The sequence below is a fragment of the Sporosarcina sp. D27 genome (assembly GCF_000586555.1).
GTDB lineage: Bacteria > Bacillota > Bacilli > Bacillales_A > Planococcaceae > Sporosarcina.
Map to the genome: position 1 here is coordinate 1 of NZ_AZUC01000006.1, position 21,683 is coordinate 21,683.

The window sequence follows — 21,683 nt, forward strand, 5'->3', positions numbered from 1 at the left end:
AATCGCAAGATTGTTTTGAGCTTCAATGTTGGTTTTATCCAGTTTTGAATGAACAAAATTTCATTCGAAAAAGTATTGCATACTACATAGTTTATAGTGTATAATATTGTTTGTCTTTGAAAAAAAACTAGAATACTTGTCTGGTAATGATGGCGAAGAGGTCACACCCGTTCCCATACCGAACACGGAAGTTAAGTTCTTCAGCGCCGATGGTAGTAGGGGGCTTCCCCCTGTGAGAGTAGGACGTTGCCAGGCAGTTTCACTTTTATTAATTGGTCCCGTGGTGTAGTGGTTAACATGCCTGCCTGTCACGCAGGAGATCGCCGGTTCGACCCCGGTCGGGACCGCCATTTAATTTAAACTTACAAACCGATTCGGGGATATTCCCTGGATCGGTTTTTTTTATGGTCTCTATGCGTACTGTGTGCGGTTCTGCACATTTTCCGTTACACTGAGTACATCACTTGAAAAGGATCGGATTATCTTATGAAGAAACAAATACATGTCACATCAGTAGCGCAAACCGTACAACTTGCTGAGAAATTAGCCAAACTTCTATCACCGCCCGATGTAGTCACGCTTGAAGGTGATTTGGGTGCGGGGAAGACAACATTCACTCAAGCTCTCGCTAAAGCGCTTGGGGTGGAACGCACCGTCAGTAGCCCGACTTTTACTATTATTAAGCAATATGAAGGGACCTATCCTCTTAACCATTTAGATGTCTATCGCTTAGCAGATAGCGAAGAAGATTTAGGGTGGGATGAATTGTTTTATGGTGATGCCATTTCAATTGTAGAATGGGCTCAGTACATTGAAGAAGATTTACCGGAGAACCGTCTAGCAATTCGCATTACACGGACAGGCGATACCGCAAGAACGATTGAATTTGAACCTACGGGAAGTCATTTTATAAAGATTTGTGAGGCGATCACCCTATGATCTGGTTAGGAATTGACACAGCAAATTCACCCTTATCTGTTGCATTGGTAGAAGACGGTCGAATATTGTGTGAGCAAACATCAACTTTTGCACGAACTCATTCAATTCAGGCGATGCCTGCGATTGAACGTTTATTAAGTGAAGCGAGTTTACGTCCTTCTGATTTGGAGGCAATCGCGGTATCCGAAGGTCCAGGATCTTATACTGGTGTCCGAATTGGTGTGACGCTTGCGAAAACACTTGCCTGGACGTTGAAAATTCCATTAGTCGGTGTTTCCAGTTTGGAAGTTATCGCAGCGAATGCTGTTCCTTTTGAAGGAGTTATTGTCCCAATGTTTGATGCACGGCGAGAAAATGTCTATTGTGGACTTTACAAATCAAAAGGTGAGCGATTGCATCGTATTTGGGAAGACCGTCACGGGACTCTTGAACAGTTCTTGGAGGATGTTGCTTGTATCGACCAACCTGTTTTATTTATAGGGGCGGATGTGGATATCCATAAAACGAAAATTAGTGCAACGCTTGGAGACCAAGCAGTATTTGCCCCATTTCCACAGCAACTCCCACGTGCTTCGCAATTAATCAGTCTAGCTGAGCAACGTGTTCCTGCATCCGATATTCATCAGTTTGTTCCGAATTATCGTCGTATTCCTGAAGCTGAAGCGAATTGGATGAAAGAGCAAAAACAGGTGAAGTCTCATGATTGACTCGATTGTTTATCGTCAAATGATGGAAAAGGACATTGAAGAGGTTGTGGCGACAGAAACGGAAGTTTTTACAACTCCGTGGTCGGCAGAGGTATTTACCCATGAGCTTACGGGTAATGATTATGCAACGTATATTGTAGCTGAGTGTGAGAACGAAGTGGTTGGACATGTGGGGATGTGGGTCGTGCTTGATGAATGCCATATTACAAATGTGGCCGTACGGAAACATCGGCAAGGATTAGGTATCGGGGAAGCTCTGATGCGACAAGCAATGGAGCTTTGCCGCAATAACGGTGTGGTGGCCATGTCTCTTGAAGTTCGAGTGAGTAATGAAACGGCAAAGAATTTGTATCGTAAGCTTGGATTTCAAGAAGGTGGAATTCGGAAAAACTATTATTCTGACGACCATGAAGATGCGCTCGTCATGTGGGTGGAGTTATGATGAAAAAAGACGTCTATATTTTAGGGATTGAAACGAGTTGCGATGAGACTGCAGCGTCTGTTGTGAAAAATGGAAGTGAAATCATATCCAACGTAGTTGCTTCCCAAATCGAAAGTCAGAAGCGTTTTGGTGGGGTTGTACCGGAAATTGCATCGCGTCATCACGTGGAAGAAATTACACTGGTCATTGAGAAAGCACTTGAGGACGCAGGATTAAATCCCGATCAGTTAGATGCTGTAGCTGTTACTGAAGGCCCTGGGCTTGTAGGGGCTCTACTAATTGGCATCAATGCAGCAAAAGCATTTGCATTTGCGAACTCGTTGCCGATTATCGGAGTTCATCATATTGCGGGACATATATATGCCAATCAACTCGTTCAACCGATGGTGTTTCCATTACTTGCACTTATTGTTTCCGGCGGACATACGGAAATGGTAATTATGCGCGAGCATGGATCATTTGAGCTCATAGGAGAAACGAGAGATGATGCTGCAGGCGAAGCGTATGACAAAGTGGCACGTGTTTTAGGACTACCTTATCCTGGTGGTCCGCATGTGGATAAGCTGGCATTAGCAAGCGAATCTGCGGTAGAGTTTCCGAGAGCATGGCTAGAGCCAGATTCCTATGACTTCAGTTTTAGCGGATTAAAATCATCCGTCATTAACTATAAGCATAACCTGGAACAACGGGGCGGTACACTGGATGCAGAAGCTGTTGCTGCAGGTTTCCAACAGAGTGTAGTAGAAGTTCTAACAGTGAAAGCATTAAGAGCTGCTAAAGAATATCAAGTGAAGCAAGTGATCGCAGCAGGTGGAGTATCTGCAAATAAAGGACTACGAAATTCATTAGAGACGACGTTTGCAAAAGAAAACATTCCGTTCAGTGTTCCACCAATTGCTTTGTGCACAGATAATGCAGCAATGATTGCCGCTGCAGGCACACAAATGTTTTTAAGTGACGTGCGAGGGGATTTATCTATGAACGGAAGACCTGGCATGCAACTTGTATCGTGGAATCACTAAAATTGAGTTATTAACATTAACATGGAATTCGTCAAATTCAGACGAATTCCATGTTTTTTTGATAAACAGAATAGAAGGTTTGTCAATAGGGAACATTCGTACTTATGCACATTCTGTGGATAAGTTGTGCATAAACTTGGGTTGAGTTGATAAGTTAGGACTATTTGTTGGATAACCATGTGGATTAAAGATATGTTATGTGTGGACAACGTGGATAACTTTGTGAATAGCAATGAAACCGGTATTATTGTTGTGGACAAGATTGTGGAAAACAGAACAATGAGAGTGTCGAAATGAGAGGGACATCTGTAGACTGGTGGAGGATTTTAGAGTCTACCGTGAAAATCCTGTAATTTAGAGATAGTGGATAATCTTAAAACAACAAAAAACAGCGGAATTCTCCGCTGCTTCATGAGTGATTAAACGGTTTCGAGTTCTTCCTGCATCATTAGCCATTCTTCAGCTTGGGCATCGTGAGTCTCTTGAAGAGAATCGATGTCCGCTTGCAATTCCATCAGTTTCACATGATTATCCGCATACTCGGGCTTAATCAGCTCATTTTGAAGGGATGCAATTTGTTCATCTAGCTCAGACATCTTCAATTCTGCTTGTTCAATTGCACGTTTCAACCGACGCTCTGCTTTTTGTCGCTCTTTGTCCATCTCTTGTGGACGGCTTTTTGTTACGGTAGTAGATTGCTTTGCAGCAAGGGTTTCAGCAAGAAGCTCAGCTTGTTCTGTTTTCTTTTCGACAAAGTAATCATAGTCTCCTAAGTATTCTACAGCCCCATTATCGCTTAAATCGAAAACTTTGGTTGCGATCCGATTAATGAAATAACGATCGTGCGAAACAAATAGGATCGTTCCAGGGAAGTCGTCTAGTGCGTTCTCAAGTACTTCTTTGCTATCAAGATCCAAATGGTTCGTCGGCTCATCCAGCACGAGTGTATTAGATTTCTCAAGCATCAGCTTCGCTAAAGAAAGACGGGCTTTTTCTCCACCAGAAAGAGATTGTACGGGCTTCCCGACATCGTCACCTGTAAAGAGGAAGCGACCAAGTAAGCTGCGTATATCTTTTTCGTTCATGAGTGGCCAGTCATCCCAAATTTCTTGCAACACGGTGCCAGAACCAACAAGCGTCGCCTGGTTTTGGTCGTAATAGCCGAACTGAACATTGGTACCATACCGAATTTCTCCGGCAAGCAATTCTTGCAGACGGACAATTGTTTTTAACAAAGTCGATTTGCCGACTCCGTTCGGACCAAGGATAGCAATACGATCCTGTTTGTAAACACGCATGTCGATATTTGTTGAAACAGGATTTCCATTGTAGCCGACGGCAGCCTTTTCGACTGCGAGCACGTCGTTCCCACTTGGACGGTCGATTGTGAATGAGAAATTGGCGGATTTTTCATCGCCATCAGGTGCATCCATCCAGTCTGTCCGTTCTAACTGCTTGCGACGGCTTTTCGCCATTTTACTCGTCGAAGCACGAGCGATATTCTTCTGAATGAAGTCTTCGAGCTTCGCCTTTTCACTCGATTCTTTTTCAAACAACTTGCGGTCTTTCTCATAGTTCTTTGCTTTCTCATCCAAATACGCACTGTAATTGCCTGTAAAGCGAGAGACTTTGCGTCTAGAGACCTCATATACTAATGTCACAACTTGGTCTAGGAAGTACCTATCGTGCGACACGATGAGCAGAGCACCTTCATATGATTTCAAGTAGTTCTCTAACCATCCTAGTGTTTCAATATCCAAGTGGTTTGTTGGTTCATCCAAGATAAGCAAATCTGGTTTACTCAACAGCATTTTGGCTAAGGCAAGTCGTGTCTTCTGTCCGCCTGAGAGTAGATCGACGGGTTTTTCATAGTCATCGGGATAAAACCGCATTCCGTGCAAGATCGAGCGAGTATCTGATTCGTACTGATAGCCTCCGAGATCTTTGAACTCGACTTGAAGCGAATCATATTCGCCCATAATGCGTTCTGAAGTTGAAGGATCTCCATAGACTTCTGGATCAGCCATTTGAGCTTCTAACCCTCTCAGGCGACTTTCCATGGCTTGAAGTGGTTCAAAGACCGTCATCATTTCATCCCACACGGATAGTTCTGTTTCTAGTCCGCTATGTTGCTCGAGATATCCGATACGGATGCCTTTTGGGACAATGATGTCGCCTGCATCCGCAGAAGATTCCCCTGCAATTATTTTAAGTAACGTGGATTTACCAGCGCCGTTACGACCAACGAGCGCTACGCGATCACGATGTTGCACTTCCAATTTTACATTTTCCAATATATCAGTGCCTGAAAACGACTTCGTTACACCGTTCACTTGCAAGATTATCATCGTTTCACCTCTATTTTCATTCTCCTTCAGTTTACTGGAATGGGAGGATAGGTGCAATCACCGGCTTTACAACAGAACGCTTCTCCTGTACGATAGAAGCGATTCGATACAGCAGCAGGAGGTTTACGATGGCTGAAGAAACGGTTAAAATTCCCCAGGCAACGTCCAAACGCTTGCCGTTGTACTATCGATTTTTACAAAATTTCGCAAACAGCGGGAAGAAACGTGTTTCTTCAAGCGAACTGAGCGAGGCTATGAAGATCGATGCAGCGACGATTCGTCGTGATTTTTCGCACTTTGGTGCGCTCGGCCGTAAAGGCTATGGATACGACGTGGATTACCTCGTCAGTTTTTTTAGAAAAACACTTGACCAAGATGAAGCCACGGATGTCGCTCTGATCGGTGTAGGTAGTCTTGGACATGCATTCATGAAATACAATTTCCATAAGAATCATAATACACGCATCGTCATTGCTTTTGACCCAAAAGCACCACGTGATGGCAAAATCATCTCGGATATCCCTGTTTATCATCCAGACATGATTGAAGAAAAGTTAACGGAACTCGGAATTGATCTTGTGATTTTGACTGTACCTTCGCGAGCTGCCCAACAATTGACCGATCGGCTTGCTGCGGTTGGTGTGAAAGGGATTCTTAACTTTACGACCATTCGCCTAGCAGTCCCACCATCTATACGGGTACATACGATTGACTTATCGGTTGAGCTACAATCCCTTATTTACTTCATAAAAAATGACGTAAAAGATTCACAATTATAAGGTTGCTCTAATAGTCATTCAATGCTATTTGGTGTAGAATAGACATATTCAAAAGGAGGTGTCCGAAATGTCACCAGGTATTGGAAGTCTACTTATGATTGCTGTTATTGCCCTTCTCATTTTCGGACCGAAAAAGTTGCCTGAAATCGGCAAAGCATTCGGTTCTTCACTACGCGAATTTAAAAATGCTACAAAAGGTCTTGTAGAAGATGACGATGCTAAAACAGACGTTAAAAAAGTTGAAGATAAAAAAGAAGTGCAATAAGTTAGGATGTCTGTGTAATGGAAGAACGTACGCTAACCATTATTGAGCATATAGAAGAAATAAGAAAACGACTGATTACGATCGTCGTTTTCTTTGCAGTCGCTGTAATAGGTGGATTTTTGCTTGCGAAACCGCTTATTAAGTTTCTACAGTCCAGTGGACCGGCAGTAGATTTACCGTTAAATGCATTTAACGTGATTGATCCGATTGCTATTTACTTAAAAGTCGTGGTTTTCATCGGAATCATTATTATTTTACCGATTATCATGTACCAATTTTGGGCATTCGTTTCACCAGGTCTGTTAGAGAACGAAAGACGGGTCACGCTAAGCTACATCCCGTTTGCCTTTTTGTTATTTCTAGGTGGAATTTCGTTTTCATATTTTGTATTGTTACCTTATGTCATTAAATTTATGGAAACGTTATCAGCTGATTTAGAAATTACGCAGACGATCGGTATTAATCAGTACTTTTCGTTTTTGTTCCAGATTTTGTTGCCGTTTGGATTCGTATTTCAACTGCCTGTAGTCTTATTGTTTCTTTCAAGGCTCGGGTTTTTAAATCCAAGTGTGTTAACGAAATTTCGGAAGATTGCTTACTTCGTATTGTTTGTCATTGCAGCGTTCATCACACCACCTGATATTGTTTCACATTTGTTCGTGACGGTTCCGTTGTTCTTGTTGTATGAAGTGAGTATCATTATTGCTCGCGTCGGATATCGCAAGTTCTTGAAGGCGGAAGAGAAACGTCGGATGGAGGAAGAAGAGGCGGAACGGGTGCGGTTGTTTGCAGAAGCGAAGGCTGAACAACAGCGGCAGATTGATGAAGTGAATGCACGTATGAACAACCAAGATTGATTAATTGAAAAAGACTTGCTGACCGGGTTTCGGTTGAGCAAGTCTTTTTTTGCGTAATGATGAAATATCCGCACCTACTACCAAAAGAAATGGAAGAAGGAGATGACGGACTGTTGGAGTTTTTGGAGTTCCATAATTTTGTCTTGGTTGAGCATGATGATCATAACGAAGCCGTTCATGAGCATATGTGAGATCATCGGAGTCCAGATGCGCTTGGATCGGTAGTAGACGTACGAGAATACAAGTCCTGGCATAAGGTACGTAAGGATGTGCTCAAGTTCGTTGTGAACGGCAGCAAAGATAACAGCACTTACGATAGTTGCAATCCAGAAGTTCGTTTTGGTATAGATTCCACCGAATAGGACACGGCGGAAGACGGTCTCTTCTAAAATCGGGGCGAACAGGACAATGCAGATGATAAGAATTGGTGCTACGGCAGCGATTTCTGTTAGCTGTGCGGTACTTGCCGAACCTTCAGTAATGCCTATAGCTTTTTCTATGAGTCCTGCAATCATTTGGCCACCGAGTGCCAAGAAGAATCCAAGAATACCCCAAAAAATGGACTTCCAAATTGGTTCTTTCTTTCCTTTAAAGACGGTCCAAAACTTCTTATCGGATCGAATGACGAGGAAGATCGCAATAATCGCAAGAATGTTCACACTGAATAAGCCCCATGCAAAGCCGTTATATGCAGCTTCCTTAACGTTATAGCCATTCGCAGTGAAGAGCGCAATCATTCCTTTAGAAATCGGAACACTTGCGAACTGCATGGCGATGTATAAAAGAAGGATGGTTAAGTAAAGCATCCATGGTTTCATCGTTTTTTGCTTCAAAAGAATCGATCCTTTCCATCTAAGTATTGATAAGTGTATCGGTTTTAGAAAAGAAGCGCAAAGAGTACGGATGACCGATTTGTTTTACTTGCAATTCAATCTTCGTTTTATTATGATAAGTAGTGTATTAGCACTCCTGTTTAGCGAGTGCTAAATTAAAAGAAGAACCGTTAGAGGAGGGTGTTTCATTTGTTGAAACCATTAGGTGATCGTATTGTAATTGAACTAATCGAAGTGGAAGAGAAAACGTCAAGCGGCATCGTATTACCAGATTCCGCAAAAGAAAAGCCGCAAGAGGGTAAAGTCATTGCAGTCGGTACAGGCCGCGTTCTCGAAAACGGCCAGCGCGTCGAGCTTGAAGTAAAAGAAGGCGACCGCATCATCTTCTCAAAATATGCAGGTACTGAAGTTAAATATGAAGGCAACGATTACTTAATTTTACGTGAGAGCGATATTCTAGCAACTATCTAAGGATCCGCATCACTTTGACTATTAAACCAAAAACAGGGGGGACTCATTCATTATGGCGAAAGAAATTAAATTCAACGAAGATGCACGTAGCGCAATGTTGCGTGGTGTCGATACATTAGCAGACGCTGTAAAAGTAACACTTGGACCTAAAGGACGTAACGTGGTTCTTGAGAAAAGCTTCGGTTCACCACTCATCACGAATGACGGAGTAACGATCGCAAAAGAAATCGAACTCGAAGACGCATTCGAAAACATGGGTGCAAAACTTGTTGCTGAAGTTGCTTCAAAAACAAACGAAATTGCTGGTGACGGGACAACCACTGCAACAGTTCTTGCTCAAGCGATGATCCGTGAAGGCTTAAAGAACGTCACAGCTGGTGCAAACCCTGTCGGCATCCGTAAGGGAATCGAATCAGCAGTTGCAACAGCAGTTACTGAGTTGAAGAGCATTTCTGATGAAATCTCAAGCAAGCAAGAAATTGCACAAGTTGCTGCAATCTCTTCAGGAGACGACGAAGTCGGTAACCTGATTGCTGAAGCGATGGAGCGCGTTGGAAACGACGGCGTTATCACACTTGAAGAATCTAAAGGCTTCACAACTGAGCTAGACGTTGTTGAAGGTATGCAATTCGACCGTGGCTATGCATCTGCTTATATGGCAACAGATACAGATAAGATGGAAGCGGTTCTCGACAATCCATATATCTTGATCACAGATAAGAAGATTAATAACATCCAAGAAATTCTTCCGGTACTTGAGCAAGTCGTACAACAAGGTAAGCCGTTGTTGATGATCGCTGAAGACGTAGAAGGCGAAGCACTTGCAACACTCGTTGTGAACAAGCTACGTGGTACGTTCAACGCAGTTGCAGTCAAAGCCCCAGGATTCGGAGATCGTCGTAAAGCTATGCTTGAAGACATCGCGATTCTTACTGGCGGAGAAGTGATTACTGAAGATATCGGTCTTGACTTGAAATCTACAGACATCTCACAACTCGGACGCGCTTCTAAAGTCGTTGTAACAAAAGACAACACAACAATTGTAGAAGGAACTGGCGATGCAGATACAATTTCAGCACGCGTTGGTCAAATCCGTGCACAATTGGAAGAGACAACTTCAGAGTTCGACAAAGAGAAACTCCAAGAGCGTCTAGCGAAACTTGCTGGCGGCGTGGCAGTTATCAAAGTCGGTGCAGCTACTGAAACAGAATTGAAAGAACGCAAACTTCGCATCGAAGACGCTCTGAACTCGACACGCGCGGCAGTCGAAGAAGGTATCGTTTCCGGTGGTGGTACAGCGCTCGTAAACGTTTATAAAAAAGTAGAATCATTGCTTGAAGGCGTAGAAGGTGACGTCGCAACAGGCGTGAAAATCGTTCTTCGTGCACTCGAAGAGCCAGTACGTCAAATCGCAACAAACGCTGGTCTTGAAGGTTCGATCGTCGTAGATCGCCTGAAGCGCGAAGAAGTCGGCATCGGCTTCAACGCTGCAAACGGCGAGTGGGTCAACATGGTCCAAGCCGGTATCGTGGATCCAACAAAAGTAACGCGTTCAGCACTACAAAACGCAGCATCTGTCGCAGCGATGTTCCTATCGACTGAAGCAGTAGTTGCTAACATCCCAGAGCCAGCAGGTGGCGGTATGCCTGATATGGGCGGAATGGGTGGCATGGGCGGCATGATGTAAGTCATACAGTTCAACACGAAAAACGTCAACTCCCAATTGGAAGTTGACGTTTTTTGCGCTGAACAAAAGTAAAATTGAGTAGACAGCTGTTGATCTGCACTACAGGTTTGGAAATGTTATTATGGAATTTGTTTACTTATAATCTTAACAATCAGTGATAGTTATTAGCTGTTCGTAAAAGTGTACAATTACAAACGCTAATATTTCTACTGCATTTCACTTGAATTTCATGGGAAATGTTAAGGCGCGCGTTTACTTATGCTATAATTTTTTTCGTGAAGTTTTGACACAGATGAAAGGTATGGTTTGAAGAATGAAAAAGAAAATGAACTATTTAGTTTTAATTTTAACAATCGTCTTTATGGTTGGTTGTACCAACTCAGAAGATGCATCCATTACAGATGTAGAAACAGGTTCGCAAAAAGTCACGACTGTTGAACCAAATACAAACAGTGAAAAAGAAGAAACTGTACCTACGATTGTTGAAGAACAGGAAGTGGAGGAGCCCGTAGTAGAGGAAAAACCAACTCAACCAAAGAAAGAACTGTTCTCCGGATACAAACCAATTGAAGTTGATGGCGGAGATTTATCCGGTTATCGTGAACCTAACGTCGTTGTTGACATCGGGTATGGGGATCGTGAATATTGGGGATTTACTAATGAATACGGGCAACTAGTACGTGTCATAGCTGACGAAATCATTCTACAAGATGATCGTAATGAATCTGTATTATCATCTGGTAGATACTATTCTGATGAGGCAAAGGTTCCTGGAGTTGAAAGTGCTGTTTTAGATGAAGGACATATAATTGCTGACTCTCTCGGTGGGGTGTCGAATGCTTATAATATTACTCCACAGGATAGTACGCTCAACCGACATGGTGATCAAGCGTATATGGAAAACGAGATCCGAAGAGCGGGTGGAGCTAGTGAATTTGAAGCGATTATCATCTATCCGAATACGGAAACGCAAGTTCCTTCAAGTTATCAATATACCTATACGATAAATGGACATGTCATTACGGATTCATTTGAAAATGTGAATCCGGATGAAGTAAACGAATCTCTTGGGCTAACCGGAAATAATGAGTCCGAGTCCAAATCAGAAAGTTCTTCAACAAACCAAGGTGAGATTTCTAGTATTGACGCAAATGGAAATGGTATCGTAACAATCGCAGAAGCGAAAGCAGCTGGTTTCAGTATGCCAATAACTAGAGAACACTGGTTGTACCAATATATGCAGGATCGTGATAATGACGGCATGGTAGGAGAATAAAAATGATTGCCTGTGTAAGACGAAACTCCAAAACAATTCCAAATAGTGTTCGAATTGTATGGTGCACAGGCGGCGAATCTAACATAAAGGATTATAATCGAGGCCTCTCATTAGTTGTACAAACTTTTGAGAAGCTTCTTTTTTCATTTCTTGGGTAACATGGAGATGGACAAGTAATTGTTTCATCAGTCTGGATGTTTTATTCGCTGAATATTATCGATACATCAGAAATTCAAGTTACACATAAACCTTGTATATAGTATGACCGTTGTGACGGTTATTGTATTATGGATAATAGAACCACTGCCTCAATAACTATTTAAAATGTAAATTAAGGAGAATTACATGACCTGGAGCAAATTGAAGAAAAACCTGGAGAGTTTTCTCTGTCCTGCATTAGAAGGAAGGGTTGAATACCGCCCAAGCAGCTATCGTTATTTACCTGATAAAGCAGGAACTTGTTATATTGCGGTAGATAAAAAGAATGTACTCAATATGAGTGATATAAATACCTCAATCAGATGGTATCAAACGGAGCTAGAAATTAAGAATGATGCAGATATCCAAATTCCTATCAACAATGAGGAAATTGAAGCGGTAAGAAAGGAAACCAAGGGGATGGTTCCGGAGGATCGTTTAGAAGTAATTGCAAGGGGGAGGAAATTATCAGTATGTGCAAAGGAGCTGTTGTCAGCGCAGTCATCCTTAAGTAAATCAAATTTTATCATTGTAGCGAATAAGTTTTTATCCACTCCTATAGAGGAGAGCATAGAGAGCAATGATATCCTATTGAATATTCTAGCTTTGGTGGACAGAAGGGTTGGAAAAAAACGAATTTTAAACATGACTGAGCAGATTAAGTCAAAGCATCCAGTTGTTCAGTATTTTTATGAACTGCGGCTTAGTACATTATGATAACAAATAATTAGTATGGGGTACCTGTGGGACTAACAATCACAATAGTTTCGAGCACAGGTTAATCACAGGTCTAATTTATAGACCTGTCTCCCAATGGTTTAAGTGTTGTGGTGCTAAGCGTTACCCCTGTTACGTTAGAAGCACTTCAGCTCCGAACAACATAGTCTACGCAAGAACTACATACCATCTAAGACACAATCTACCTATGCTCAGACTTAAGTCTGATTTGAATTTCAACCGAAGGGTTGGTAAATTTATGCAGGGAATCGGATATGATAAAGTCAAAGGGAAAGGGGTGTTCTATATGCGGAAGCTTATAGTGGCAGTAATAATAGTGGGGCTACTAGGTGCAGTCGGGGGTTGGGTATATAATTGGTTCTTCTCGGGGAATAAGGTCAGTGACATTTTAATCGAAAAGGATGACGTAAAATCACTTAACGCTAACATACAGATGGGCTTTGGGGATGTATCGATTACGGATGGTGAGGATGCCTGGATCAAAGGCACAGTTGACACGAACAAAAAAAAATTGAGACCAACTGTTTCTTATAAGAAGAAAGGAACAGTCGGCAATGCAGTCATCAAGCAAAAAGGAAAAATATTTGCGGGATTAGGGAACGTACGGAACGATTGGGACCTCGAGCTGACAAATGAGATACCGGTCAACTTGAATATTGAGATGGGCGTCTCTGACTCGACACTAAACCTGTCGGGTATCCAACTCAGCAAGCTATCCATCGATGCAGGTGTAAGCGATGCAACCATTGATTTAAACGGTGACTGGAAAGAAAGCTTCAACGCCGACATCGATCTTGGAGTCGGAGATGCGACGATTCTTCTCCCAGCGGACACGGGTGTCAAACTGAGTGTTTCGAAAGGAATCGCAGACCTTGAGGCGAAAGGCTTTACTCCTCAGGGAAATGGCATCTACGTAAATGACGCTTATGCGAGTAGTGATGTTGTGATCGATATGAAGATTGATGTTGGAGTAGGAGATTTGACGATTAAACTTATAGATTGAATAGAAAATGACGAAGGCTTTTCATCTCTCTTCCTTTTGTTTAAGAAGAGGGTTTTTTGTTTTGGGTTGTACTACATATGCAGGCACAAATCAGAAACAGGTATACATGACTAGCTTTGTGTGGGCTACTTTTATATGGAGAGACTTGAAATATAAATGATGTACACCATAATACTTAAAACGAAGTGTGGGATGCCTATGCGACCAACACAATAATTCTGTACACAAGTACTCGCAGTCCAACCTGTCCCCTCTGAAAACCCTTCAATAACTGACCTTTCTCCATATTAGAAAAATATGGATATGTGTTGACAGTATGGAGGGCAGCATATATCCTGTACTATGAGTTTTTGTATGAGACATGCAACACGAATTCAAATCGTGTTGCATTTTTTTTGTTTTTGCAGATGCTGTTGAAAAATAGAGGAAAAGAAGGGAAAGCTTTAACTGTGATTGTCTCGCAGAACATGATAGTTGCTGTAAGGAAAACAGAATTTGGGGGAGAATTATGATGAAAGACCACTGGAAGAATATTCGTCAAAAAATTGATTGGCCAGTATTTCTATGGAGTGGCGGCATATTAATGGCATTCGTGCTGTTTTCAATTTTAAAAGTCGACCTGGTCAGTGAGTTTGTGAATAAGGGATTTGATTGGTCTATTCGCTACTTCGGGGCGTATTGGCAATTCCTATTACTGGCCACTTTTGTAGTAGGTGCGGTATTGGCGTTTTCAAAGTATGGCAAAGTCCGCCTGGGCGACGCAAAGAAGCCAGAGATGTCTTATTTTAAATGGGTAGCCGTAATTTTGACAACGGGTCTTGGAGCCGGCGGTGTCTTTTGGGCAGCGGCAGAGCCTATGTATTATTTTCTGGACGTGCCTCCCATGCATAAAGGGATAGAAGGCGGAACCACTGAAGCGATTGGACCTGCATTGGCTCAAAGTTACATGTCATGGGGCTTCACCGCATGGTCTGTATACGGTGCGATCAGTTCGATTATATTGATTTACGCACATAAACATAAGGGGATGCCGTTGAAGCCTAGGACCCTTTTGTATCCTATCTTGAAAGAGAGAATTTTAACGAGCAAATGGGGCACGGCTGCCGATGTTTTTTGTATCATAGGCGCTGCTGCTGGTACCATCGGTCCAATCGGTTTTCTCGGACTGCAAGTCAGCTATGGAGTCAATTCGATTTTTGGCATTCCGGATACATTCGTGACGCAGCTCTCGATCATCGTTATTTTGACAGGAGTCGTACTCGTATCGACCCTTACAGGTATCGAGAAGGGAATTCAATTTTTAAGTAAGCTGAACGTGAACCTAGTGGCGGTAATTGCCGTCTTCCTGATCGTGTTCGGTCCGGGTCTGTTCATCGTCAATGCGTTCATGTCTTCCTTTGGTACGTATATCAGTGATTTCGTAAGCATCAGTACCTTCCGCGGGGATGATGCATGGCTTGGAAACTGGATGCTCTTCTTCTTCGGATGGTTTATAGGGTTCGGCCCAATGGTGGCGTTATTTGTCGCAAGAATATCCAATGGAAGAAAAATTCGGGAAATCTTTTTAGTAGTTGCTGTAATAGCACCTATCGTCACAAACTTTTGGTTCACGGTACTTGGCGGAACGGGTATTTTCTACGAATTAAATAACGCAGGTTCCGTCAGCGGTCCATTGAATGAAGGCGGATTGCCGAGTGCGATCATTGCCATAGCAGAACAAATGCCGTTAGGATTCATCATGCCTACTGTCTTCTTGATTTTGACTACACTATTTGTAGTGACGACAGTAGACTCTATGTCGTATTCTATCTCCATGGCCGTGACAGGAGATGGAAATCCTCCAAAAGCCATTCGTGTATTTTGGGCGGTTATCATGGCCACAATCGCCACCATACTAATCGAAATCGGTGGCGGAGGAATCGGTGCATTGCAGTCATTTGTCGTCATAGCCGCTGTTCCAGTATCGATTCTTTTAGTACTGGTCGTATGGTACGCGCCGAAAGTGGCGAAAGTGCTGGCGATTGAACAGGGGATTGTTGAGAAAGAGTAGTGCGCTGTGCTTTTTATGATGAGGGTATGTGGTTTCTGTACACGATGCAATTCGTATACGGTTCTGGATACAACTGAATAGTATTAAAAGGATAATTAACAATAGAAACATAATAGTTTCTTATAATAGGTAGCTTTCTCTAAGCAAGCTGCGAAATTTAAAAAGCGTCAACTTCTTATTGAGGTTGACGCCAGACTGTAGACAAACTCCAGAAATCATGGGGTTTGCCTACAGTTTTTTTACAATAGGATGATCAATGAAAGTTGATTTCCGCCGCGAGCGGACGCTTTCCGAGGGGCTTGCTCTCAGCTACAATCAACAGGATCTCCCAACTATCAAATGAGGTAATGGAAATAATGATGAAGAATCAAATCAAAGAACGGGAACAGATGGAGATGCTTACAATCTAACAGTTAGTTCCGTAAGACCGTCTGTTCCGAAAATTAGAGGAAGCAATTGATTTTTCCTTCATTTATCAATTGGTTGCAGATTTATATTCCCTTCTTGGGAGACCATGCATAGATCCTGTTGTTCTCAATAAAATGTCATTTATTCAATACACTAAGCCCTCTTAGGGTTGTCCATTGCATATCATGTTTCTCCTTGGCATCGGCAATAACGCGTTAACGGCCTCTTTTCATTTCTATAGACTTCTTTGATTTCATATCGGTGTCTCAAGTCTTCTGTTGCAACTAGTTTTTCTTACCAGATGGACATGGAGCACTCCGATTGCATTCTTTGATTGAATGATGTGAATGTCTCATGAGAAATTCAGTTGATTGAAGTGCAGGACGGCGACTCCTGGGGATCAGCGCAGCGCGAAGACCCCACAGGAGCGAAGCGACGAGGAGGCTGAGGGCAAGCCCCCGGAAAGCGCCCGTCCGGAACGGAGATCAACGGCCTGTCACCCTTCATTTCCAGAATCAACGATACAAAAAGACAAAAGGGATGGAAATCAAGTCGATTTCCATCCCTTTTGTCTACAGTTTGGCGTCAACTTCTTATTGGAGTTGACGCTTTTTGTGTTTTTGGGCACTTTCTGAGTCTGATCTACTCAAAAGGACAAACAAACTAATTGACCTGAAAAAAATGACGTGTTATTATTACTTTGAATTCAAGGTAATTTGTTTTTCACAACCAGCTGGAAGATAAATTACGATGGATGACTGCTTTCCCACATAAATGGCGACCATTTGTGCATAATGAGTTAACTAACAGGAAAATTAGCTTGTAAGTTCGAGCTATTTATTTTTTGCTTATATATCTTGAATTCAAGATAATATTTATAATAAGAAGGGGGATAATAACATGAACGGTTTGAAAGGTATTCATCACGTGACGGCCATTACTAGCAGCGCCGAAAAAAATTATGAGTTTTTCACGTACACATTAGGTATGCGATTAGTAAAGAAAACGGTGAACCAGGATGATATTCGTACTTATCATTTGTTCTTTGCAGACGATGCAGGGTCAGCTGGTACAGATATGACATTTTTCGATTTTCCAGGTATTCAAAAAGGGGGTCACGGCACGAATGAGATTTACAAAACCGCTTTTCGTGTACCGACTGATGCGGCGTTGGACTATTGGGTAAAACGCTTTGAAAAATACGAAGTGACCCATACGGGAATCCAAGAAGTTTTCGGCAAAAAAACCATTTCATTCGTTGATTTCGATGAGCAACAGTATATGCTGATTTCAGATGAGCACAACACAGGTGTAGCACCAGGTACTCCGTGGCAACATGGTCCTGTACCGCTTGAGTTTGCGATTACGGGATTAGGACCTATCCACATTCGGATTGCACAGTTTGACTACTTTAAAGAGATGCTTGAAAAGGTCATGCTGTTTAAAGAAGTGGCAGCGGAAGGTTCTCTGCATTTGTTCGAAGTGGGTGAAGGTGGGAACGGAGCACAAGTGATTGTGGAGCACAATACGTCACTTCCAGATGGCCGTCAAGGCTACGGAACGGTTCACCACGCTGCTTTCCGGGTAGAAGATACAAACGTGTTAAACGAGTGGATTGAGCGCTTGCCATCATTCGGTTTAAACACTTCCGGCTATGTAGATCGATTTTTCTTTGAATCCCTATATGCTCGTGTAGCACCTGGAATTCTTTTTGAGTGGGCTACAGACGGACCTGGTTTCATGGGGGATGAACCTTATGAAACCGTAGGAGAAATCTTGTCGCTTCCGCCATTCCTGGAAGGAAAACGGGAACAGATAGAGGCGATTGTGCGACCAATCAACACAGTACGAAGCTCGATTAAGATCGAAAAAGAGTATTTGTAGAAAGGGGAAACCCCATTATGCAGCATATTTTTAGAAAAGGTACTAATAGCGAGAAACCAGTATTACTTTTGCTGCACGGCACAGGCGGCACGGAGCAAGATTTGCTGTCGTTAGCGGAACTAGTTGACCCTGAAGCGTCTGTTCTAAGTGTGCGTGGAAATGTATTGGAGAATGGCATGCCTCGTTTCTTTAAACGGTTAGCAGAAGGTGTATTTGATGAAGAAGATTTAGTTTTCCGGACGAAAGAGTTAAAAGCCTTTATAGAGCAGGCGGCTATTGACTATCAATTCGCCCCATCAAATATTGTAGCTATCGGGTATTCAAATGGCGCTAACATTGCAGCCAGTCTGCTATTTCACTATGATGATGCAGTAAAAGGAGCCATTTTGCATCATCCGATGGTGCCGATACGTAATGTTACGATGCCGGATTTAGCAGGGATTCATGTATGGATTGGGGCGGGAGCAAACGACCCGATCTGTACGCAGGAAGAATCGACTGAGTTGCAGAAACGTCTGGAAGAAGCAGGGGCATCCGTTGGACTTCATTGGGAAAACGCGGGACATCAGTTGACAATGTCGGAAGTTAAAGCTGCAAAAGCTTGGTATGAACAATATTTTAGGTAATGATGCCTTAGACTGTGACAGATGAAGTGCCAGTTTAACATGGCAAGAAACAACAACTCAGATTCAAGAAAATTATATATAAAATGGAGGAAATTCAAATGACAAAATGGACAGTAGATCAATCGCACTCAACAGTAGGTTTTGAAGTAAAGCACATGATGGTATCCAAAGTGAAAGGCCAATTTGACGACTACACAGCAACGGTGGAGGCGGCAGACTTAACAGATCTTACAACTGCAAACATCGCTTTCAAATTCGACGTCGGAAGCCTCAATACACATTCAGTAGATCGGGATAATCACTTGAAGTCAGCAGATTTCTTTGATGTAGAGAATTTTTCGGATATCACATTCCAATCCACTGCAATTGCAAAAAAAGGCGATGATTACAAAGTAACGGGCGACTTAACGATTAAAGACGTCACGAAACCGGTAACTTTTGACGTGGAGTTTGGCGGAAAAGGAACAAATCCATGGGGTGTTGAAGTGTACGGTTTCGAAGCGGAAGCGAAGATCAACCGAGAAGAGTTCGGCCTGACTTGGAATACAACTCTTGAAACAGGCGGCGTACTCGTTGGTAAAGACATCAAGATTTTAGTCGAGATGCAAGTAAACCCTGCATCATAATTTAGCCATGAATCTAAAAATGGTTTAGAAAATAGTAGATAATGGTGTTTTCGCAACCACGACAATAACCTGCCTACCGATTCCAAAGATAGTGGAATCGGTAGGTGGTTTTTTTGTATAATCCGGAAAAGATAGTGATGCGGAACAGCATTTATTGAAAGTGGCGTGTCATAAACAATCGCGAAACTATAAACATGAACGAAAGCTTCCTACACAAGCACATAAGGCATCTATTCTTATACTGAGGATAGATGCTTTCTTTGTTAGTGTAAGAAATTGTCACAAATGAAATTCGGCGGACATTGAAAGAAGAGACATTTTATTCTATACTGGAATTAGTAACATTGCCCTATTCGTGATTGCGCGAAAAATTATTCTAAAGACTGAACTGCTATTAGAAAATAAGTAATGGAGGCTTTTTTATGAATCAAAGTACCCTTATTCGCAATAACGTGAACGTTACAGGAAAAGGCACAAAGGCCATGATCTTTGCGCACGGCTTTGGGTGTGATCAGAATATGTGGAGGTTAGTGGCACCGGCGTTCGAAGAAAACTTCCGTGTCATTTTGTTTGACTATGTCGGCTCTGGAAAGTCTGATTATAGTGCTTACAGTTCGACTAAGTACCAAGACCTTCATGGATATGCACAAGATGTACTCGATATATGCGATACTTTAGATATAAAAGAAGCAATATTTGTGGGGCACTCGGTTGGCAGTATTATTGGCATGCTGGCCTCTATTCAAGAGCCCTCACGATTTGAGCGCCTTGTGATGCTCGGTCCTTCACCTTGTTTCTTGAATGACCCTCCCCTTTATAAAGGAGGTTTTGAAAAGGAAGACCTTGAGGGATTGATTGGGATGATGGAGATGAATTATATTGGCTGGGCAAATTATCTCTCTCAGGTCATTATGAAAAATCCTGAGCGCCCGGAACTTTTCCAAGAGTTGGAGGAGAGCTTTTGCTCTACGGATCCAACCGTCGCCCGCGAATTTGCAACAGCAACCTTTTTCTCTGACCACCGGAATGATTTACAAAACGTTACGGTGCCGTCACTCATTCTCCAGTGCTCTGATGATGCAATTGCTCCGATAGAAGTCGGGGAATATATGCACAGCGTCCTCACAGAAAGTGCATACGCCTTAATGGAAGCGACGGGACATTGTCCACATTTGAGCCATCCTGAAGAGACCATCCGTTTGATTAGCGAATATTTGAAATCAGTCGCTGATCAGGATAGTTCAAATGGATGAGCAACTGGACTTTGCGCCATGCGGTTATGTATCACTTAATGATGAAAGCACGATTCTAGATATAAATAAGACGCTGCTCGGTTTGCTCGATTACAAACTTCAAGAGCTACAGGGGCAGCACATCAACCTGATCTTGACGCATGCGAGCCAAACTTTTTACCAACTCTATTTTTTTCCGATGATCCGCCTTCAGGAAAAAGTGGATGCGATGTATATTGCTTTAAAGACAAAGTCCGGGCAGGAAATTCCTATACTGCTCAATGCCTCCCGAAATAAACGTGGCGGTAAGTTTTTTAACGATTGTGCCTGTTTTCCTATGAAAGAAAGATATGAGTATGAGCAGGCCCTTTTGGCAGCTAAAAAGGAGACCGATCAACGAAACCAGATGAAGAAAAAGCAAATAGAAGAGCTGGGCATGTTAAGGAACGAATTGGAATGCAAGCAAAATGAACTGCTGGAATTGAATGAAAAACTTCGAACACTGGCCGAAACGGACGGATTAACCGGTCTCAAGAACAGACGCTGTCTACAAGAAAGTCTGACATTAAATTTAAATTCACAAGCAGGACAATTGCAGCCAATCTCCCTGCTACTAATGGATATCGATTACTTCAAGGAGATTAACGATACTTATGGCCATATGACAGGTGACAGAGTATTGCAGGAGATGGGACAACTACTTGAAGAGGAATCCAGAAAAGAAGATATTGCTGCCCGATATGGAGGCGAAGAATTTGCATTGATTCTTCCGAATACCGATAAATCGGATGCTCTGAAAATCGCTGAAAGAATCCGTTTGCATGTTGAAAAGGCAAACTGGGGTAAATCAGCCATCACGATAAGTATAGGGGCAGCAACGCTTCAACCTGGAGATACAGAAAGTTCTTTACAATCCAAAGCAGATAACGCACTGTATGCCTCCAAAAATGGCGGTCGCAACCAAGTCACCCATGCTAGTGATTTGACGTAGTGAATGCTGAACCAATTCAACTTTCAGCTCCTTTGCAAAATCGATAGTAGTTACAAAACAAATCTCAAAGTTACCTTCACAATAAATGCCCACCGCGAATTCCAATCATAGTGGAATGTGCCGGCGGGCTTTTTGTATAATGGAATAAGTGACCTTATTAGAACCCGTCTCTTCCCACATACACGTTAGTCATGTAAAATAGTTAACGTAGAGAATAAATCTAGAGGTAGACGTAGCAACAAAGTCTACTTCGATTTCCAGTATTACTACACTAAGATTTTTAGATGAAGGGCTGACCTGG

At 42.5% G+C, this 21,683-nt stretch carries 20 protein-coding genes, 1 tRNA gene, 1 rRNA gene and 1 pseudogene; 21 read left to right on the forward strand and 2 right to left on the reverse strand.

Annotated elements, in window-relative coordinates; translation table 11 throughout:
- Nucleotides 1-139 precede the first annotated feature (139 nt).
- The 6 genes from rrf to tsaD all read left to right on the forward strand — a co-directional run bounded on the left by rrf (nt 140) and on the right by tsaD (nt 3,110).
- Nucleotides 140-255 (forward strand): 5S ribosomal RNA (rrf, locus tag N693_RS0100215).
- A 19-nt stretch (nt 256-274) separates the two neighbouring features.
- Nucleotides 275-350, forward strand: a tRNA-Asp gene (locus N693_RS0100220).
- Nucleotides 351-486: 136 nt separating this feature from the next.
- Entirely contained in the window at nt 487-939 is a 453-nt protein-coding gene (gene tsaE / locus N693_RS0100225) for a tRNA (adenosine(37)-N6)-threonylcarbamoyltransferase complex ATPase subunit type 1 TsaE (protein ID WP_025782790.1), read from the forward strand.
- Entirely contained in the window at nt 936-1,646 is a 711-nt protein-coding gene (gene tsaB, locus N693_RS0100230; RefSeq protein WP_025782791.1) for a tRNA (adenosine(37)-N6)-threonylcarbamoyltransferase complex dimerization subunit type 1 TsaB, read from the forward strand. Before tsaE ends, tsaB begins: the two co-directional genes overlap by 4 nt.
- Nucleotides 1,639-2,088, forward strand: a complete 450-nt coding sequence (rimI, locus tag N693_RS0100235; protein ID WP_025782792.1) for a ribosomal protein S18-alanine N-acetyltransferase — start codon at nt 1,639-1,641, stop codon at nt 2,086-2,088. Before tsaB ends, rimI begins: the two co-directional genes overlap by 8 nt.
- The gene (gene tsaD / locus N693_RS0100240; RefSeq protein WP_025782793.1) at nt 2,088-3,110 is read left to right on the forward strand and encodes a tRNA (adenosine(37)-N6)-threonylcarbamoyltransferase complex transferase subunit TsaD; all 1,023 of its coding nucleotides are present in this window, start codon (nt 2,088-2,090) and stop codon (nt 3,108-3,110) included. The genes rimI and tsaD overlap by 1 nt, the downstream gene beginning before the upstream one ends.
- 419 nt (nt 3,111-3,529) lie before the next feature.
- On the opposite strand, the gene N693_RS0100245 is transcribed toward tsaD, so the two are convergent.
- The gene (locus N693_RS0100245; protein ID WP_025782794.1) at nt 3,530-5,458 is read right to left on the reverse strand and encodes an ABC-F family ATP-binding cassette domain-containing protein; all 1,929 of its coding nucleotides are present in this window, start codon (nt 5,456-5,458) and stop codon (nt 3,530-3,532) included.
- A 128-nt stretch (nt 5,459-5,586) separates the two neighbouring features.
- On the opposite strand from N693_RS0100245, the gene N693_RS0100250 reads away from it, so the two are divergent.
- The 3 genes from N693_RS0100250 to tatC all read left to right on the forward strand — a co-directional run bounded on the left by N693_RS0100250 (nt 5,587) and on the right by tatC (nt 7,359).
- Nucleotides 5,587-6,237, forward strand: coding sequence for a redox-sensing transcriptional repressor Rex (locus N693_RS0100250; RefSeq protein ID WP_025782795.1), 651 nt, complete (start codon nt 5,587-5,589; stop codon nt 6,235-6,237).
- A 67-nt stretch (nt 6,238-6,304) separates the two neighbouring features.
- Nucleotides 6,305-6,502, forward strand: a complete 198-nt coding sequence (locus tag N693_RS0100255) for a twin-arginine translocase TatA/TatE family subunit (RefSeq protein ID WP_025782796.1) — start codon at nt 6,305-6,307, stop codon at nt 6,500-6,502.
- 17 nt (nt 6,503-6,519) lie between these two features.
- A complete protein-coding gene (gene tatC / locus N693_RS0100260; protein ID WP_025782797.1) occupies nt 6,520-7,359 on the forward strand; it encodes a twin-arginine translocase subunit TatC in 840 nt (279 codons plus the stop codon).
- A 77-nt stretch (nt 7,360-7,436) separates the two neighbouring features.
- Here the strand turns inward: tatC and N693_RS0100265 are convergent, their stop codons facing one another.
- Nucleotides 7,437-8,192, reverse strand: coding sequence for a CPBP family intramembrane glutamic endopeptidase (locus N693_RS0100265; protein WP_051508653.1), 756 nt, complete (start codon nt 8,190-8,192; stop codon nt 7,437-7,439).
- A gap of 189 nt (nt 8,193-8,381) precedes the next feature.
- Here N693_RS0100265 and groES point away from each other — a divergent pair, with 189 nt between their 5' ends.
- The 12 genes and pseudogenes from groES (at nt 8,382) to N693_RS0100325 (ending at nt 21,382) form a co-directional block, all read left to right on the forward strand.
- Complete coding sequence (gene groES / locus N693_RS0100270) at nt 8,382-8,663, forward strand: co-chaperone GroES (protein ID WP_025782799.1); 282 nt, start codon at nt 8,382-8,384, stop codon at nt 8,661-8,663.
- A gap of 52 nt (nt 8,664-8,715) precedes the next feature.
- Nucleotides 8,716-10,350, forward strand: a complete 1,635-nt coding sequence (groL, locus tag N693_RS0100275; RefSeq protein WP_025782800.1) for a chaperonin GroEL — start codon at nt 8,716-8,718, stop codon at nt 10,348-10,350.
- Nucleotides 10,351-10,663: 313 nt separating this feature from the next.
- Nucleotides 10,664-11,626 (forward strand): DNA/RNA non-specific endonuclease, encoded by a 963-nt coding sequence (locus N693_RS0100280; RefSeq protein WP_025782801.1) that lies wholly within the window; start codon nt 10,664-10,666, stop codon nt 11,624-11,626.
- A 345-nt stretch (nt 11,627-11,971) separates the two neighbouring features.
- Nucleotides 11,972-12,541 carry a hypothetical protein gene (locus N693_RS0100285; protein WP_025782802.1) on the forward strand — a complete coding sequence of 190 codons (570 nt, stop codon included), beginning with the start codon at nt 11,972-11,974 and terminating at the stop codon, nt 12,539-12,541.
- Between the two features lie 307 nt (nt 12,542-12,848).
- The gene (locus tag N693_RS0100290; RefSeq protein WP_172643557.1) at nt 12,849-13,565 is read left to right on the forward strand and encodes a toast rack family protein; all 717 of its coding nucleotides are present in this window, start codon (nt 12,849-12,851) and stop codon (nt 13,563-13,565) included.
- A gap of 508 nt (nt 13,566-14,073) precedes the next feature.
- Nucleotides 14,074-15,615, forward strand: coding sequence for a BCCT family transporter (locus N693_RS18725; RefSeq protein WP_081759984.1), 1,542 nt, complete (start codon nt 14,074-14,076; stop codon nt 15,613-15,615).
- 353 nt (nt 15,616-15,968) lie between these two features.
- Nucleotides 15,969-16,175: pseudogene (locus N693_RS19805) on the forward strand (IS5/IS1182 family transposase); the annotation flags it as partial.
- 748 nt (nt 16,176-16,923) lie between these two features.
- Nucleotides 16,924-17,907: a ring-cleaving dioxygenase gene (locus N693_RS0100305; RefSeq protein WP_025782804.1), complete on the forward strand. Its 984-nt coding sequence runs from the start codon at nt 16,924-16,926 to the stop codon at nt 17,905-17,907.
- A gap of 14 nt (nt 17,908-17,921) precedes the next feature.
- Nucleotides 17,922-18,533, forward strand: coding sequence for an alpha/beta hydrolase (locus N693_RS0100310; RefSeq protein WP_025782805.1), 612 nt, complete (start codon nt 17,922-17,924; stop codon nt 18,531-18,533).
- 98 nt (nt 18,534-18,631) lie between these two features.
- A complete protein-coding gene (locus N693_RS0100315) occupies nt 18,632-19,159 on the forward strand; it encodes a YceI family protein (RefSeq protein WP_025782806.1) in 528 nt (175 codons plus the stop codon).
- Between the two features lie 422 nt (nt 19,160-19,581).
- Nucleotides 19,582-20,412: an alpha/beta fold hydrolase gene (locus N693_RS0100320; RefSeq protein WP_025782807.1), complete on the forward strand. Its 831-nt coding sequence runs from the start codon at nt 19,582-19,584 to the stop codon at nt 20,410-20,412.
- Nucleotides 20,405-21,382 carry a sensor domain-containing diguanylate cyclase gene (locus N693_RS0100325; RefSeq protein ID WP_025782808.1) on the forward strand — a complete coding sequence of 326 codons (978 nt, stop codon included), beginning with the start codon at nt 20,405-20,407 and terminating at the stop codon, nt 21,380-21,382. The genes N693_RS0100320 and N693_RS0100325 overlap by 8 nt, the downstream gene beginning before the upstream one ends.
- The last annotated feature ends 301 nt before the right edge of the window (nt 21,383-21,683 follow it).

Coding starts and splice junctions, on each gene's coding strand:
- N693_RS0100320 (WP_025782807.1), top strand. CDS start 19,582: ATGAATCAAAGTACCCTTATTCGCAATAACGTGAACGTTACAGGAAAA.
- N693_RS0100315 (WP_025782806.1), top strand. CDS start 18,632: ATGACAAAATGGACAGTAGATCAATCGCACTCAACAGTAGGTTTTGAA.
- groL (WP_025782800.1), top strand. CDS start 8,716: ATGGCGAAAGAAATTAAATTCAACGAAGATGCACGTAGCGCAATGTTG.
- tsaE (WP_025782790.1), top strand. CDS start 487: ATGAAGAAACAAATACATGTCACATCAGTAGCGCAAACCGTACAACTT.
- N693_RS0100325 (WP_025782808.1), top strand. CDS start 20,405: ATGGATGAGCAACTGGACTTTGCGCCATGCGGTTATGTATCACTTAAT.
- N693_RS0100245 (WP_025782794.1), bottom strand. CDS start 5,458: ATGATAATCTTGCAAGTGAACGGTGTAACGAAGTCGTTTTCAGGCACT.
- tsaD (WP_025782793.1), top strand. CDS start 2,088: ATGAAAAAAGACGTCTATATTTTAGGGATTGAAACGAGTTGCGATGAG.
- N693_RS0100250 (WP_025782795.1), top strand. CDS start 5,587: ATGGCTGAAGAAACGGTTAAAATTCCCCAGGCAACGTCCAAACGCTTG.
- tatC (WP_025782797.1), top strand. CDS start 6,520: ATGGAAGAACGTACGCTAACCATTATTGAGCATATAGAAGAAATAAGA.
- N693_RS0100305 (WP_025782804.1), top strand. CDS start 16,924: ATGAACGGTTTGAAAGGTATTCATCACGTGACGGCCATTACTAGCAGC.
- rimI (WP_025782792.1), top strand. CDS start 1,639: ATGATTGACTCGATTGTTTATCGTCAAATGATGGAAAAGGACATTGAA.
- N693_RS0100290 (WP_172643557.1), top strand. CDS start 12,849: ATGCGGAAGCTTATAGTGGCAGTAATAATAGTGGGGCTACTAGGTGCA.
- tsaB (WP_025782791.1), top strand. CDS start 936: ATGATCTGGTTAGGAATTGACACAGCAAATTCACCCTTATCTGTTGCA.
- N693_RS18725 (WP_081759984.1), top strand. CDS start 14,074: ATGATGAAAGACCACTGGAAGAATATTCGTCAAAAAATTGATTGGCCA.
- N693_RS0100280 (WP_025782801.1), top strand. CDS start 10,664: ATGAAAAAGAAAATGAACTATTTAGTTTTAATTTTAACAATCGTCTTT.
- N693_RS0100255 (WP_025782796.1), top strand. CDS start 6,305: ATGTCACCAGGTATTGGAAGTCTACTTATGATTGCTGTTATTGCCCTT.
- N693_RS0100285 (WP_025782802.1), top strand. CDS start 11,972: ATGACCTGGAGCAAATTGAAGAAAAACCTGGAGAGTTTTCTCTGTCCT.